The sequence below is a fragment of the Sphaerisporangium siamense genome, assembly GCF_014205275.1.
Taxonomy (GTDB): Bacteria; Actinomycetota; Actinomycetes; order Streptosporangiales; family Streptosporangiaceae; genus Sphaerisporangium; species Sphaerisporangium siamense.
In genome coordinates this window covers 7,875,439-7,889,860 of sequence record NZ_JACHND010000001.1, presented here as the reverse complement: position 1 = coordinate 7,889,860, position 14,422 = coordinate 7,875,439, and the positions used below count along the sequence as shown (strand labels likewise).

The 14,422-nt window shown below is 73.2% G+C and carries 13 protein-coding genes; 6 read left to right on the top strand and 7 right to left on the bottom strand.

Annotation, left to right across the window (positions count from 1 at the left end; translation table 11 throughout):
- The first annotated feature begins 41 nt into the window (after nt 1-41).
- From BJ982_RS35670 to BJ982_RS35655, 4 genes are all read left to right on the top strand, one after another.
- A complete protein-coding gene (locus BJ982_RS35670; RefSeq protein WP_184887485.1) occupies nt 42-1,517 on the top strand; it encodes a 3-hydroxyacyl-CoA dehydrogenase family protein in 1,476 nt (491 codons plus the stop codon).
- Between the two features lie 36 nt (nt 1,518-1,553).
- Nucleotides 1,554-1,874 carry an Rv1322 family protein gene (locus tag BJ982_RS35665; RefSeq protein ID WP_184887482.1) on the top strand — a complete coding sequence of 107 codons (321 nt, stop codon included), beginning with the start codon at nt 1,554-1,556 and terminating at the stop codon, nt 1,872-1,874.
- 54 nt (nt 1,875-1,928) lie between these two features.
- Nucleotides 1,929-2,633 (top strand): alpha/beta hydrolase, encoded by a 705-nt coding sequence (locus tag BJ982_RS35660; RefSeq protein WP_184887480.1) that lies wholly within the window; start codon nt 1,929-1,931, stop codon nt 2,631-2,633.
- A gap of 67 nt (nt 2,634-2,700) precedes the next feature.
- Nucleotides 2,701-3,459, top strand: coding sequence for an SDR family NAD(P)-dependent oxidoreductase (locus BJ982_RS35655; RefSeq protein WP_184887478.1), 759 nt, complete (start codon nt 2,701-2,703; stop codon nt 3,457-3,459).
- Between the two features lie 6 nt (nt 3,460-3,465).
- Here BJ982_RS35655 and BJ982_RS35650 read toward each other — a convergent pair whose 3' ends face one another.
- The 3 genes from BJ982_RS35650 to mce all read right to left on the bottom strand — a co-directional run bounded on the left by BJ982_RS35650 (nt 3,466) and on the right by mce (nt 6,851).
- A complete protein-coding gene (locus BJ982_RS35650) occupies nt 3,466-4,737 on the bottom strand; it encodes an AI-2E family transporter (protein WP_184887476.1) in 1,272 nt (423 codons plus the stop codon).
- Between the two features lie 117 nt (nt 4,738-4,854).
- A complete protein-coding gene (locus BJ982_RS35645) occupies nt 4,855-6,147 on the bottom strand; it encodes a DivIVA domain-containing protein (protein WP_184887474.1) in 1,293 nt (430 codons plus the stop codon).
- 275 nt (nt 6,148-6,422) lie between these two features.
- Nucleotides 6,423-6,851, bottom strand: coding sequence for a methylmalonyl-CoA epimerase (gene mce, locus BJ982_RS35640; protein ID WP_184887472.1), 429 nt, complete (start codon nt 6,849-6,851; stop codon nt 6,423-6,425).
- 154 nt (nt 6,852-7,005) lie between these two features.
- Between mce and BJ982_RS35635 the strand changes: the two genes are divergently transcribed.
- Nucleotides 7,006-8,193: an acetyl-CoA C-acetyltransferase gene (locus BJ982_RS35635; RefSeq protein ID WP_184889823.1), complete on the top strand. Its 1,188-nt coding sequence runs from the start codon at nt 7,006-7,008 to the stop codon at nt 8,191-8,193.
- A gap of 9 nt (nt 8,194-8,202) precedes the next feature.
- Here BJ982_RS35635 and BJ982_RS38750 read toward each other — a convergent pair whose 3' ends face one another.
- From BJ982_RS38750 to BJ982_RS35620, 3 genes are all read right to left on the bottom strand, one after another.
- Entirely contained in the window at nt 8,203-9,135 is a 933-nt protein-coding gene (locus BJ982_RS38750) for a helix-turn-helix domain-containing protein (RefSeq protein ID WP_203958862.1), read from the bottom strand.
- Nucleotides 9,136-9,534: 399 nt separating this feature from the next.
- Complete coding sequence (locus tag BJ982_RS35625; RefSeq protein WP_239122729.1) at nt 9,535-10,224, bottom strand: DUF4230 domain-containing protein; 690 nt, start codon at nt 10,222-10,224, stop codon at nt 9,535-9,537.
- Between the two features lie 172 nt (nt 10,225-10,396).
- Nucleotides 10,397-11,761, bottom strand: coding sequence for a hypothetical protein (locus tag BJ982_RS35620; RefSeq protein ID WP_184887470.1), 1,365 nt, complete (start codon nt 11,759-11,761; stop codon nt 10,397-10,399).
- A gap of 339 nt (nt 11,762-12,100) precedes the next feature.
- Between BJ982_RS35620 and BJ982_RS35615 the strand changes: the two genes are divergently transcribed.
- Complete coding sequence (locus BJ982_RS35615) at nt 12,101-12,664, top strand: MarR family winged helix-turn-helix transcriptional regulator (protein WP_184887468.1); 564 nt, start codon at nt 12,101-12,103, stop codon at nt 12,662-12,664.
- 35 nt (nt 12,665-12,699) lie between these two features.
- Here BJ982_RS35615 and BJ982_RS35610 read toward each other — a convergent pair whose 3' ends face one another.
- Nucleotides 12,700-14,421, bottom strand: coding sequence for a S8 family serine peptidase (locus tag BJ982_RS35610; protein ID WP_239122730.1), 1,722 nt, complete (start codon nt 14,419-14,421; stop codon nt 12,700-12,702).
- Nucleotide 14,422 lies beyond the last annotated feature (1 nt).

The following is a 14,422-nucleotide window of genomic DNA, read 5'->3' as shown; positions in this document are numbered from 1 at the left end:
GTGCGGGGCTCTGGGAGACTGGCGGGCGAGAGGAGGGCCGGATGTCACGGACGTTTGAGACGGTGGGTGTCGTCGGGCTGGGGACCATGGGAGCCGGCATCGCCGAGGTGTTCGCCCGCGCGGGGCTGCGCGTCGCCGGCGTCGAGGTCGACGCCCAGGCGCTCGAACGCGGGCGCGGGCACGTCGAGCGCTCCACCGGGCGCGCGGTGAGCAGGGGCAGGCTCGACGAGGCGGGCCGCCAGGCCATCCTCGACCGCATCACCTTCACCGGCTCGCTGGACGACCTGCGCGACGCCGACCTGGTGATCGAGGCGATCCCCGAGGTCATGGACTACAAGCACGCCCTGTTCACCGACCTGGACCGGGTCTGCCGGCCGGACGCGATCCTCGCCACCAACACCTCCTCCCTGTCGGTGACCGCCGTCGCCGCCGCCACCGAGCGCCCCGGCCGGGTCGTCGGCATGCACTTCTTCAACCCCGCGCCCGTGATGAAGCTCGTCGAGGTCGTGCGCACCGTCGTCACCGGCGAGGGCGTGGCCGAGGACGTCGCCGGGCTGGCCCGGCGTCTCGGCAAGACCCCGGTGACCGTGGGAGACCGCGCCGGGTTCGTCGTCAACCGCCTGTTGCTCGGCTACCTCAACCACGCCGCGACCCTGCTGGAGCTCGGCGTCGCCACCCGCGACGACATCGACACGGCGATGCGGCTCGGCGCCGGGTTCCCCATGGGCCCGTTCGCGCTGCTCGACCTGATCGGCCTGGACGTCTCGCACGAGGTCTGCGAGGTGCTCTTCCAGGAGAGCCGCGACCGCGTGCACGCGCCCGCGCCGATCCTGCGCGAACTGGTGACCGCCGGGCTGCTCGGCCGCAAGAGCGGGCGCGGCTTCCACGTCCACGACGGCGGCGGCGAGAGCGCGCCCGAGCGGGCCGAGCCGGCGCCCGGCGACGTCACGGTGGCCGTGATCGGCGACGGCACCGGCGCCCTGGCCGGGGAGGTGTCGGCGGCCGGGTACAAGATCGTGGAGGTCGGACAGGCCGACCTGGTGCTCGCCCTGTCCAGCACCCCGGTCGTCGAGCACGCCGCCCGGCTGCCCCACCCCGAGCGCCTGGTGGGGCTGCACCCGGTGGGCGAGCGGGTCGCCGAGGTCGTCTCCACCGTGCTCACCGCTCCCGCGGCGGCCGAGGCGGCGGCCCGCCTGGTCCGCGCGCTCGGCCGCGCCCCGGTCGCCACCGCCGACCGCGCCGGGTTCGTGGTGGACGCGCTGCTGTACCCGTACCTGAACGACGCCGTCCGCATGTACGACTCCGGCTACGCCTCGGCCGCCGACATCGACACCGCGATGCGGCTCGGCTGCGGCTATCCCGCCGGGCCGTTCGAGACGCTCGCCGCGATCGGCCCGCGGACCGTGCGCGACGGCCTGCGCGCGCTGTACGCCGAGTACCGGGAACCCTCGTTCGCCCCGGCGCCCCTGCTCGACCGGCTCGTCACCGCCGGGATCTCCCGTGTCGAGGACAGGTGACGGAAGAAGATCCGGCGATCTGGCGTTCGTGTCGATATGAGCCCCCGGCGCGCCCGCCGCATGGACCCCTGGGACAGGGGTGGCCGTGCCGCGCCCGCGCGGCCTCTGGACGGCGCTCTGCACGGCATGGACCGGGTGGAGGAGGGGCCGGACGGAGAGTGGAAGGTCCGCCTGGTCTCCGGCGCCGGCTCGGACAAGACCTACCGCTGCCCGGGCTGCGACCAGGAGATCAGGGCGGGGCTCCCGCACATCGTGAGCTGGCCCAACTGGACGGGCGGCGAGGGGGAGCGGCGTCACTGGCACACCGCGTGCTGGCGCAAGCGCGCCGACCGCGGGCCCGGGCGCACGCGGTACTGAGCCCCGCCCGCACGCACGCCCGGCGCCCGCCGGGGTTCTTCGAGGAGTAGTCGTTTGGAGATTCGCGCGTCGACGGTCCTGCCCGCCGTACGGGAGGACATCGAGCTGCACACGGCGGACGGGCTCACACTGGTGGGCGAGCTGGCCTCGCCGCCCGAGGGCCGTCCCGCCGCCACGCTGATCTGCCTGCACCCGCTGCCGACGGCGGCGGGCATGATGGACAGCCACGTGCTGCGCAAGGCGTCCTACCGGCTGCCCGCGCTGGCGGACCTCGCGGTGCTGCGCTTCAACACCCGCGGCACGGCCTCGGATCGAGGGAGATCCGAGGGGGCCTTCGACGAGGGCGAGGGGGAGCGGTTCGACGTCGCCGCCGCCCTGGAGTACGCCGAGTTCCACGACCTGCCGAACCCGTGGCTGCTCGGCTGGTCGTTCGGCACCGAGCTGGCGCTGAAGTGGGGACACGACCCGCTGGTCCAGGGCGCGATCCTGCTGTCGCCGCCGCTGAAGCGGGCCGGTGACGCCGACCTGGACGCCTGGGCCGCGTTCGGACGGCCCCTGGTCGCGCTGGTGCCCGAGTTCGACGACTACCTCAGGCCCGAGGAGGCGCGCCGGCGCTTCGCCCGGGTCCCCCAGGCGGAGGTGGTCGGCGTGGAGGGCGCCAAGCACCTGTGGGTCGGCGAGCCGTACGTCCGCGTCGTGCTGAACGAGATCGTCAAGCGGGTGAACCCGGCCGCGCATCCCGTGCAGGCCGAGGTGTGACCGGCGCGCCTTGCGCCGTCCGGCGACGTCCGTAGAATCTTGTTCGGTCGTAGCGAGGAGGCATGCCGTGCAGGCGTTCGATCTTTCCGGGCGCGGCGCGCTCGTCACCGGGGCGTCGCGGGGGATCGGCCGGGCCATCGCGCTCGCCTACGCCGCCGCCGGGGCGGACGTCGCGCTCGTCGCCCGGTCGCGCGACGCCCTGGCCGAGGTCGCGCGCGAGGTCGAGGCGCTCGGCCGCCGCGCGCACGTCATCGCGTGCGACCTGTCCGACCGCGACGCCGCCGGCACGGCCGCGCGGGAGGCCGTCGAGCGGCTCGGCCACGTGGACGTCGTCGTGAACAACGCCGGCGGCTCCAACTTCATCGTGCCGTTCAAGGACCTGCGCCTGTCGGGCTGGGACAAGCTCATGAGGCTCAACCTCGACTCGGCGATGGCCGTGTGCCACGCCCTCGCCCCCCACCTGCTGGAGCGCGGCTCCGGCTCGGTGATCAACGTGGCGTCGGTCGCGGCCCAGGGCGCGCCGTTCATGGCCCCGTACGCGGCGGCCAAGGCGGGCGTCGTGGCGCTGACCAAGTCGCTGGCGCTGGAATGGGCGGGCAGCGGCGTCCGCGTCAACGCCCTGTGCCCCGGCTGGACCGCCACCGACCTCAACCGCGTCCTGTGGGAGGACGAGAACGCCGGCAAGGCGACGATCGCGGGCGTGCCCATGGGCCGCTGGGGCACTCCCGAGGAGATGGCCGGCCCCGCCGTGTTCCTCGCCGCCGACGCCTCGTCCTACATGACCGGGCAGGTGCTGTTCATCGACGGCGGCCTCACCGCCGCCTGAGCGCCCTCACAGCCCGGCCTGGCGGGGCAGCACGACCTCGCGCAGGATCAGCGCCACCGCCGCGGCGACGGGGATGGCCAGCAGCGCCCCGACCGCCCCGAGCAGCGCGCCGCCGAACAGCGCGGCGATCACCGTCACCGCCGGCGCGACGTCCACCGACCTGCGCATCACGCGCGGGTAGATGACGTAGTTCTCGATCTGCTGGTAGACGATGAAGAAGATCGCGCAGGCGACGCCGAGCGTCGTGGACTGCAGGAACCCGACCGCGCTCACCAGCACGGCGCCCACCGTCGCCCCCACCAGCGGGATCAGGTCCGTCACCGCCACCACGAGCGCGAGCGCCAGCGCGTACTTCGCGCCCGCGACGGTCAGGAACAGCCACGACAGCGCGCCCGCGATCACCGAGATCAGCACGTTGCCCGCCACGTAGCCGCCGATCCCCGCCAGGATCTCGTCCCCGATCGCCGCCGTGCGCGGACGGCGGGTGGCGGGCACCAGCCGCAGCAGATACTCCCTGATGGAGGGGAGCGAGCCCAGGAAGTACAGGGTGAGCACCAGCAGCGTCAGCCCCGAGAAGAACGCGTCCAGCACGACGGCTCCGGCGCCCAGGATGCCCCCGGCCACCGTCGCGCCGAGACCTCCGCTGGTGATGTAGTCGCGCACGTTGGCGAGGATCTGGTAGTCGGCGTCCAGCCGCTTGATCGTCGGGTTGGCCAGCAGATCCTGCACGTAGCCGGGCACCGCGCCCACGAAGTCGCTGGCCTCCTGGCTCACGGGCGGGACGATCGCCAGGCCGAACAGCCCGAACATGACGATCACGCCGAGGAAGACGATCGAGATCGCCGCGCGGCGGCCGAGCCCCCACCGCCGCAGGCCCTCGACGACGGGGTTCAGCCCGACCGCGAGGAACGCCGCCACCACGATCATCACGATCACGCTGCGCGCGCTGATCAGGGCCTGCGCCAGCCCCCACGCCGTCAGCACGCCGAGCGCGGCCGTGAGCCCCCACAGGAACGGGCCGCGGGCGAACGGCTTGCCCGGCACGCCGTACGGGGCGGCCTCCGCGCGCTCCTCGACGGCGTCCGCCGCCGGCCGTCTCGGGGCGGGACGCGGGGCGGGCGGGTCGCCGGGACGCGCCGGGCCGGGGACGCCCGGCAGGACGTCGGTCACCTCGCCCGGGTCGTCGTCGGCCTCCCTGGCGGCACGCGCGGGCGCCGAGGGACCCGGCCTGGCGGGTGTTCCCGGACGGGACACCGCGTCCGGGGCGGTATCGGTCACGACTGCTCCTCGGCGTCATGATGGCGCGGACAACACAGGAGAGCCTAGCGACCATGATGATCGCCAGGCTCTCCCGTCAGCAGTCCTGACGCCCCTGATGTGGTGGAACCCCGGTGATTACTCCTGCCACCACTCGGACTCGTCCTCGGCGGACGCCGAGGCGCGCTGCGCGGCCGGCGCGGGGGCCGGCTTCTCGCTCGGGGCCGGCGTGGCCGGGAGGGCGGGCTTGGCCGGAGGAGCGGAGACCGCCGGCGCGTCGTCCATGCCCGGCAGCGCCGCGCCGCCGAGAAGCTGGCGGAGCTGGGCGAGGTGGCTCGTGATGCTGTCCCGCTGGCGGGTCAGCTCGTCCACCTGGCGCTGGGCGACGGTCCTGTTGCGCTCGGCCTCGGCCTTGGCGTCCGAGACGATCGACTCGGCGCTGGACTTGGCCTCCGCCACGAGCTGGTCGGCGTTCTTGCGGGCGTTCGCCAGAAGCTGCTTGGCGTGGGTGTCGGCCTCGCGGCGGGTCTGCTCGGCCTGCTGGGTGGCCTTGGAGGCGCGCTGCTCGGCGGTGGCGGCGCGCTGCTCGGCCTCGGCGACCAGCTTCTGCGTGGCGGCCTGGGCGGTGGCGTGGCGCTCCGACTCCTGGCGCTCGGCCTCCTCGCGGCGCGCGGCGAGCTGGATCTCGAACTCCGCCTCGTCCTGGGCGCGCTTGGCCTCGGACTCCTCAAGGACCCGCTGGGCCTGGGCCCGCATCTCGTCGGCCTGGCGCTTGGCGGTGGTGAGGACCTCGTCGCGCTCACGCTTGGTGGAGGCCCGGAGCTGGGCCACCTCACGCTCGGTGGTGGTGCGCAGCTTGGCGATCTCGCGCTCGGCGTCGGCGCGCTTCTCGGCGACCTCGTGGTCGGCGGTGGCCCGGAGCTTGGCGACCTCACGTTCCGTGGTGGAGGTCAGCTCGTCGGCCTCGCGCTTGGCGGTCGAACGGATCTCTTCGGCCTCGCGCTCCGCCGTGGTGCGCATCTCATCGGCCTCGCGCGTGGCCAGCGCCCGCTTGTCCGCGGCCTCGTTCTCCGCCGCGGCCCGGGTGTCCGCCGCGTCCACCTTGGCGGCGGCCTTGATCTCGTTGGCCTCGGCCCTGGCCGCCTGGACCAGCTCGGTCGCCTGCTCCTCCGCGAGGCGCAGGAGCTGCTCGATCCGGGCGCCGAGCCCGGAATAAGTCGGGCGTTCCTGTTCCTGGAGCTGGCGCTGAGAATCGGAAAGATCGCGCTGGGAGGCGGCGAGTTGCTCGCGCGCCTGGCGCAGCTCGGTGTCGAGTTGCTTGAGGTGGTCGTGAACCTGGTGCCGGTCGTAACCACGGAGAACCACGTCGAATTCCCGCGTGGGGGCGTCTTCGAAGAAATTGTTCAGCTGGGCGTCGATGTCGGACTGCATGAGGCTCGATCCTGGGTTGTCGAGACGGCTACACGGGCCGGACGGGGGGCGGACATCCGAGGCGGGGAACCCGCTACCAATGACCGCGCGCGCTCGGGCACGGTGACCCGGGGCTCGCGACAGCGGCCCTCGGGTGATCGTGCTCGGCTCGCCCGTCCATGGCGCGGGAACCACGTCCGGTGATAGGCCAGCGTACTCCGGTGGTGCCGAATTGGAGGTCCCGTCCGGCTTTCTGCGTGACTTGTTACGAATTAGCCATTGTTAAGTTTCGTCTGCTAGGACGGCCGCGGAGGGGACTCGACCAGCTCTGTCAAGACTCCTCCCACGTCCTTTGGATGAAGAAACGCGATTGAGGTGCCCATTGCGCCGTGACGGGGACGCTCGTCCAGCAAACGCACCCCTGAGCCGCCGATCTGCTCCATTGCCGCCGTGATGTCGCGGACACCGTAGGCGATGTGGTGGAGCCCCTCGCCGCGCTTGGCCAGGAACTTGCCCACCGGGGTGTCGGGGCCCAGGGGTTCCAGCAACTGGATGTAGGAGCCGCCCCCCTCGCCGTCGGCCACGTGCAACATGGCTTCCTTCACCCCTTGCTCCTCGTTGACCTCACGGCTGACGACGGTCACGCCGAAGGTCGCCTCGTAGTACGCGATCTTCTCGTCGAGATTCTCGCAGGCGATGCCCACATGGTCGATTCTCAGCAGCATTGCGTGTCCTCCCTGCGTGTCGGGTCCCGCCGCGCGGCGTCTCGCCGTGAGACCTCCCGAAAGCCGTGCGGGCCGTCCTGGGTATGGTGGCAAAGTCGCCTACGACCCCATCATGGAGGCCCTGGTGTCCAGTTCTTCCGCCATCCCGTCCCGCATGTCGCGATCCGTCATCGTGGCGGGGGCCCGCACACCCATCGGCAGGCTGCTCGGCGCACTGTCGGGCATGTCCGCCGTCGAGCTGGGCGGCGTGGTGATCAAAGCCGCGCTGGAGCGGTCCGGCGTGTCCCCCGATCAGGTGCAGTACGTCATCATGGGCCAGGTCCTCCAGGCCGGCGCGGGGCAGATCCCCTCCCGCCAGGCCGCCGTGAAGGCCGGCATCCCGATGACCGTCCCCTCGCTCACGATCAACAAGGTCTGCCTGTCCGGCCTCGACGCCATCGCCCTGGCCGACCAGCTCATCCGCGCCGGCGAGTTCGACATCGTGGTCGCCGGCGGCATGGAGTCGATGACCAACGCCCCCCACCTGCTGCCCGGCCTGCGCAAGGGCGTGAAGTACGGCGGGGCCGAGGTGCTCGACGCGATGGCCCTGGACGGCCTCACCGACGTGTTCGACCAGGTCTCGATGGGCGAGTCCACCGAACGGCACAACACCCGCCTCGGCCTCGGCCGCGAGGAGCAGGACGCCTTCTCGGCCCGTTCCCACCAACTCGCCGCCGCGGCCGTCAAGGACGGCCGGTTCGACGACGAGATCGTCCCGGTGACCCTGCCCCAGCGCAAGGGCGACCCGGTCGTCTTCGCCACCGACGAGGGCGTGCGCGCCGACACCACCGCCGAGGGCCTGGCCCGGCTGCGCCCCGCCTTCGCCAAGGACGGCACGATCACCGCGGGGTCCGCCTCGCAGATCTCCGACGGGGCCTGCGCGGTCGTGGTCATGTCCAGGGCCAAGGCCGAGGAACTGGGGCTGACCTGGCTCGCCGAGATCGGCGCGCACGGCAACGTCGCGGGCCCGGACAACTCGCTGCAGTCCCAGCCGGCCAACGCCATCCGCCACGCGCTCGGCAAGCAGGGCCTCACCACCGACGACCTCGACCTCGTCGAGATCAACGAGGCGTTCGCCGCGGTCGTGCTCCAGTCGGCGAAGGAGCTCGGCCTGCCGCAGGACAAGGTGAACGTCAACGGCGGCGGCATCGCGCTCGGTCACCCCATCGGCGCGTCCGGGGCGAGGATCGTCCTGACCCTCGCCCACGAGCTGCGGCGCAGGGGCGGAGGCACCGGCGCGGCGGGCCTGTGCGGAGGCGGCGGCCAGGGCGACGCCCTGATCATCACCGTCCCGTCCGCCTGAGGCCCGGGGTCAGGCGCAGGTCGGCAGCGCCGGGCCGTCCATGGTGCGCACGGCGGGGAGCCAGGCCACGCCGCCGGGCGCCCCGTCCAGGCGCACGCGGAACCACCGGGTGGTGGCGACCCCGAACTCGTCGATCACCCGGGTGCCGTCATAGAGCAGGCAGTCGGCGTACACCACGTCGTCGTGCCAGACGCGGCGGCCGACCACGTTGGCGGCCTCGTACTTGCGTCGCGGGTCGCGGGCCAGGCCGAGGCTGCAGGCGGGGACGTGGTCCTCGCGGTCCCTGCAGCCGGCCTCGGCGTTGTAGACGCGGATGGGGACGGCCTTGGGGGAGGAGGTCCAGCCTCCCAGGATCGTGGGCCCGGCGGGCGGGCGTGTGCCGGAGTCGCGCAGCACGGTGAACGCGGTGGCGGTGACCGCCGCCGAGGCGACGGCGATCAGCACGGGTAACAGCACGCGGCGGCGCACGCGGGGCGGGGGCGCGGTGGCCACCGGCTCGGGCGCCGCGCCCGTGTCCTGGCCCGTCCTGCCGTCGGCGTAGTCCTCCACCGGCGCCGTGCCCGCGTCCGCGCCCTCGTCCGGGACCTCGTCGGCGGTCCGGCCGTCGTCCGGGGGCGGTGCCTGTCCGGTCTCCTCCGCCCGCGGCTCGTCCCCGTCCTCCGGGATCTCCCGTTCCCCGGGGGACGACGCGGAGCGCGCCGCGTCGGCGAGCGCCCACGCCTTGTGCAGCTCCCTGAGCTCCTCGCCGCTCGCGCCGCACGCCTTGGCGATGGTGTGCGCGGTGCCGTAGCCGGGAGGGAGCTTGGCGCCGGAACAGTAGCGGTGGAGGCTCGACCGGCTGATCCCGGTGCGCCGGGCCAGTTCCTCGAAACTGAGGTCTGCCCGATCCTTGAGCATCCGGAGCCGCGCGGCGAACTGCTCCGCTTCGCGTGAACGCGTCATCGTTCCCTCACATCTCAGGGGAAGAGCCGCCGCCGGACCCCGGAGCGCTGTGAGAGGACTGTCCCATCCCTGTCCCAGCAGGTCAGCGAACGGTGCAGCTCATGGTGGATTTCAGCATCCCAGCATCCCATCCCCGCACATTTCATTGCCAGGGATCACAGGACACTGCAAACCTTACGCATGCCAGGGCCGCCGGAACGCATCCGGCGCGGCGAAGGGGCGCCTCGAACGGGGAACGGGGCGCCGGAGCGGCCGCGCAGACGGGGGAGACCGTTTCGGTGACCGGGCACGGGGGCCCGCCGGACCCATCGGCGGGACGGCGGACCGGGGCCGGGTCCTTCTCGCGGATCCGGCCCCGCTCCTGCCGTGACCTCCGGTGCGCGGGGGTGGCGGCCGGCGTCAGCGCTCGTCGGCGAACTTCACCGTGACCTTGGTGAAACCGAGGGACTTCAGCATTCCCTCCAGCATCAGCTTGGTGTTCTGGTCGGCGCGGGCGCGCAGATCGCTCGCCAGGGCGGCCTCGGCGATCTTCTTCTCGGCCAGGACGTACAGCTCCTGCTGGTTACGCGGCGAGCTGGACAGCATCTCCTGGACGCGGTCCAGGATGCCGCGCTGCTGGGCGTACACGTAGGACTTCTTGTTGTCGAGGTTGGTCTTCTCCAGTTGCGCGCGCGGCAGCCGCACGCTCACCTCGGTGCGGTCGGCGGAGACGGTGATCGCGTCGCGGGGCAGGCCGGAGAAGTCGACGTAGGCGTCCACGCTGCCGGCGCCGACGAACAGGGTGCGCGAGCCCTTGATCGCGTCGGGCAGGAACGCGGCGTCCTTCTCCAGGTCCACGATGACCTGGAAGTTGCCGCTGGCGGCCTCGAAGCGGCTCATGTTCTGGATGGACTGCAGCAGCACCGGCTGGCTGCGGTCCACGGTCGTCTCGCCGAAGGGGTCGAGGTACGACCAGGTGAGCCGGGCGGCCACGACGAGCAGGACCAGCACCGTGAGCACGCCCGCGAGCAGGCGCCATCCGCGCCTGCGGCGGCGTTCCACCGGTTCGGCGCCGGGCACGGTCTGGGGGGTCGACGTCTGACGGTTCACGTCCCGTCTCCTTCCCGGGATGCGACCTTTCTCACATCATGGGCGGCACCCGGCATCGGCGCGGATCCCCGCCCGCACCAGGGGTGTCGTCCGCCCGCGCACGCCGGCGGCCTGGCGTGCGCGGATACGGCGTGGCCGGGGTGGCCGGGGTGGCCCGGCCGAGGGCGGCCGGTTACGGGCTGGTCGGATTCGGCGTGGTCGGATAGGGAGGACCGGGCACGGGCGAGCCCGCGGGATACCCCGCCGTCGTCCTGCGCGGCGGCAGGGGAGCCGTCATCGCCCGGCGCCCGGCCGCGTGCGCCGCGGCCCCTCCGCCGAAATGCGACGCCTTCAGCCCGCACGTCGCGAAGTCGGTGTAGAACATGCGCAGCCAGTCGCGGCGCTGGCTCTCGGTCAGGCCGGAGAACCACGAGGCCGCCGCCTGATGGCCGGGCAGCGGGCCGCTCGGCAGCGGGTCGCCGCGCAGCCACGCCGTCACGATCGCGCGGTAGCCCTCCCCGGGCGCGCCCCCGCACGGCCGGGCCAGCCGTTCGACGAACGCGCCGGCGGCCCGCGCCGCGAACCCGGGCGTGAGGTCGTCGACGTGGATCGGCACCACGCCCGGCGCGGGCAGGCCGGTGTCGGCGGGCGAGCGCTGCTCCACCCGCGAGAACGCGCCCGGCGTGCCGGTCAGGCGGGCGGCGAGGGTGGTGAACGCCGCGCTCAGCTCGGTCAGCCCGCCCCGCGCGCCCGGACGGACGCAGACGGTGATCGGCCATTGCTGGCAGGCGGAGGTCGTGGGCGCGCTCGCCGCCACGGCCCCGGGCTCGGCGAGCAGCCGCGTCATGCCCGTGCCCGCCGCCAGGACGGCCAGCAGCGCGGCGGCCACGGCCCACGCGCGCCCGGTGACCACGGCCGCCCAGACCAGCAGCAGGGCGGCGGTGAGGCCGAGCAGCCACAGCGCCTGGCCGGCGAACGCCGTCCGGCTCAGCCCCTCGAACGGGTCGTACGGCCCGGCGGTGACCGGCGCGAGCCTCGCCGCCCAGGCAGACGCCTGCGGCAGCGCCGTCAGCAGGCCGTAGGCGGCGACGCCCGCCAGCGGCGGGGTGACCGGCCAGGGCAGGGCCCAGCCGGCGACCCATCCGAGCATCGCGTACAGCCCGAGCCCCGCGGCCCCCACCGCCAGCCCCGTGGGCGCCAGATGGCCCGCCTGCTCGGTCACGAACGCCTTCATGGCGATCAGCGTCACCGTCGCGCCGAAGGACCCCGTCACGACGGCCAGGATCGCCAGCGGCGCCCTCAGCACCCGCCAGGCGCCCGGCGCACACCGGGGCGCCGCGCGGCGTCCGCGCACGGCCACCCAGGCGGCGAAGGCCGCCGCGACCGGCCCGGTCAGCCGTAGCGAGCCGATCACCGCGACCACGACGTTCTCCCAGGCGGAGACGCCGGGAACCAGGACGCTCCACGCCGCGAGCAGGCCCAGCGCGAGCAGTATTCCTACCGCCACGAGCGCGCTGTGCTTCAGCTCCTCGCGTGAAACGCCCCTCTGCTCAAGCACGGACCCGCGCGGGCCGGACCACCGGCCGCGCCGCCCGTGCGCACATGCTCTTCATAACGGACCCCCCGTGCCTGGTGAGCGGCGCTCTCGGCACCGGTGCCGGCCCCCCTGGCCCCCGTGCCCGATCCATCGGCCGGCGCCGGACGTCCACGGGCTCGCCTGGGCGTGCCTCGCGTCGCCGGCGCGGCCTTCCCCATGTTTGGACCGGGCTTTGCCGCGCCTCACCTCTTGAGACGTCAACCATAACGGAGCGTGATGTTTGTCGTCCCGGTTCTTGGGGAACCCGTGGAGGTCGGTCACCCTGCGTCAGGCGGTCCGCGCAGGCGCTAGCGTAGCGGTGTGTCCACCGGTGTACCGAAGCCGCTGAATCTGCCTTTCGACCCCATCGAACGCGCCGCGGAGACGTGGCGCGTCCACTTCGGGCCGTCCTCCGCCATGGCGGCCGTGACATCGATCATGAGAGCGCACCAGATCCTGCTCGGGCAACTGGACACGCTGCTCAAACCGCACGACTTGACCTTCGCGCGCTACGAGGCCCTGGTGCTGCTGACCTTCAGCAGGACCGGCTCGCTGCCGCTGTCGCGCATCGGCGAGCGGCTCATGGTCCACCCCACCAGCGTGACCAACACGGTGGACCGGCTGGAGCGCGCCGGGCTCGTCCTGCGCAGGCGAAACCCCCGGGACGGGCGCGGGGTGCTCGCCGAGATCACCGTCAAGGGACGGGAGGCGGTCGGCCGCGCCACCGCCGACCTCATGAAGGCCGGCTTCTTCATGGACATGTACGCCGAGTCCGACCTCGCCGAGATGTTCGCCATGCTGCGCACGCTGCGCGTGGCGGCGGGCGACTTCGACGGGGCCGAGGACGCGGCCGGGCCGGACCACCGGGGCGCGGGCCCGCGGTGATCCGGCCCGGGAGACGTGGCCGGGTGTGACCCCGGCTAGCGGCCCACGGCGCGCAGGGCGTCGACGATGCCCTTGCCGTAGAAGCCGTTGGACGCCCGGCCGCCCTCGCACGTGTGGGTGGCGGTGACGGTCTGCCCGGTGGGCAGGACGCGGGTGTAGGTGTACGCGGGCGGGTTCGGGCAGGCCGTCCTGGTGGCCGTGGCCTTGAGGACGGTCTCGACGACGGCCGGGGACAGCGTCTTGCCGCCGTGGCGCGGGTCGCGGTGGCCGTACCGGGCGACGATCAGCGCCGCGACGCCGGTCGCGCGGGGCGAGGCCATCGAGGTGCCCTGCAGGTACTGGTAGTAGCCGCAGGTGGCGCCGTCGCAGTCCTTCACGACGTAGTTCACGGTCGGGTCGCCGTTGGCGTCGATCTCGCCGTTGGCGACCGCGAGCGCCTTCGGATACGCGGCCAGCGTCGCCTTGGTGACGTCCCGGGTGTTGCCGGGGGTGTCGTATACGTCGCCGCCGGGGGAGGCCACGTCGACGTACCCGTCGCCGTAGTCGGAGTAGTACGCCTTGCGCTTGCTGACGCCGGTCGAGGACACCGCGATGACGTGCTCGCCCTCGCTCGGCATGGAGACGCAGCTCGGCGGGATCGTGCGGCTGCGCGGCGCCTCGCCGGGCTCGCTCGCGAAGTCCGGGCTGCCGGTGTCGACGATGGTCTTGGTGTAGTCCGTCGCGCCGTTGCCCGCGGCGGAGACCAGCGTGACGCCCCTGCGGTGGGCGTAGTCCAGCGCGCGCTGGGTGGCCCGGATGACGGTCCGCTGCTCGGCCTGGTCGGCGGGGGAGTCGGCGGGGTTGTCGGCGCAGTTGAACAGCCAGGGGTCGATGTAGTAGCTCATGTTGAGCACGTCGACGCCGATGTCGCCCGCGTAGGTCAGCGCGTCCACGCTCGGCTGCAGGAAGAAGTAGCCGGAGTCCTGGCCGGCCCGCAGGTTGACCAGCGTCACCTTGGGCGCCACGCCCGCGATGCCGAGCTTGTTGATCGGCGAGGCGATCGAGGACGCGACGTGCGTCCCGTGGCCGTCCTCGTCGACGTCGTTGGGGTCGTCGCAGGACCGGTCCGGCTCGTCCTCGCAGGGCCCGTCGACCACGGCGCCGTTGGCGTCGTAGGGGATGTCGACGGTGAAGTTGCGGCTCAGCCTACGGTCGAAGTTGGGCGCGATGTCCGGGTGCGAGCCGTCGATCCCGGTGTCGGCGACGCCGACCAGGACGCCGCGGTCGCCCTGTTCGTACTTGTGCGCCTCGTCGGCGTGGATCTGCCGCAGGTCCCACTGCAGGTCCGACAGCGGCTCGGCCTTCACCGACCGGCCGTGCCTGAGCGGACCGCCCTCACCCCGGCCCGCCTTCTCGACCGCCTTGGACTGGACGGCCCGCTGGACCGCCTGCGACGTCCTGGCCGCCTTGGGGACGCTGCCGATGGGACGGTCGTGGGCGACGCCGTCGATGGCCGCGCTCCCGGTCACCGCCGCGGCGAAGCCGGGGTTCGCGGTGGTCACGGTGGCCAGGCCCACGGCCGCGTTCACCTTGACGATCGTGCCGCCCGCGGCCTGTATCGCCTTCTGGGCGTCGGCCGCCGGGGCGCCGTCCTTGTAGAGGACGACGTACTGGGTCGTCGCCGCCGGTTCGGCCGTCGTAGGAACGGCCTGGGCCGGGAACGCCACGGTCGCGGCGAACACGGCGGCAGCGGCGGAGACCACGATGACGCGTTTCACA

Coding starts and splice junctions, on each gene's coding strand:
- BJ982_RS35670 (WP_184887485.1), top strand. CDS start 42: ATGTCACGGACGTTTGAGACGGTGGGTGTCGTCGGGCTGGGGACCATG.
- BJ982_RS35665 (WP_184887482.1), top strand. CDS start 1,554: ATGAGCCCCCGGCGCGCCCGCCGCATGGACCCCTGGGACAGGGGTGGC.
- BJ982_RS35645 (WP_184887474.1), bottom strand. CDS start 6,147: ATGCAGTCCGACATCGACGCCCAGCTGAACAATTTCTTCGAAGACGCC.
- mce (WP_184887472.1), bottom strand. CDS start 6,851: ATGCTGCTGAGAATCGACCATGTGGGCATCGCCTGCGAGAATCTCGAC.
- BJ982_RS35635 (WP_184889823.1), top strand. CDS start 7,006: ATGTCGCGATCCGTCATCGTGGCGGGGGCCCGCACACCCATCGGCAGG.
- BJ982_RS38750 (WP_203958862.1), bottom strand. CDS start 9,135: ATGACGCGTTCACGCGAAGCGGAGCAGTTCGCCGCGCGGCTCCGGATG.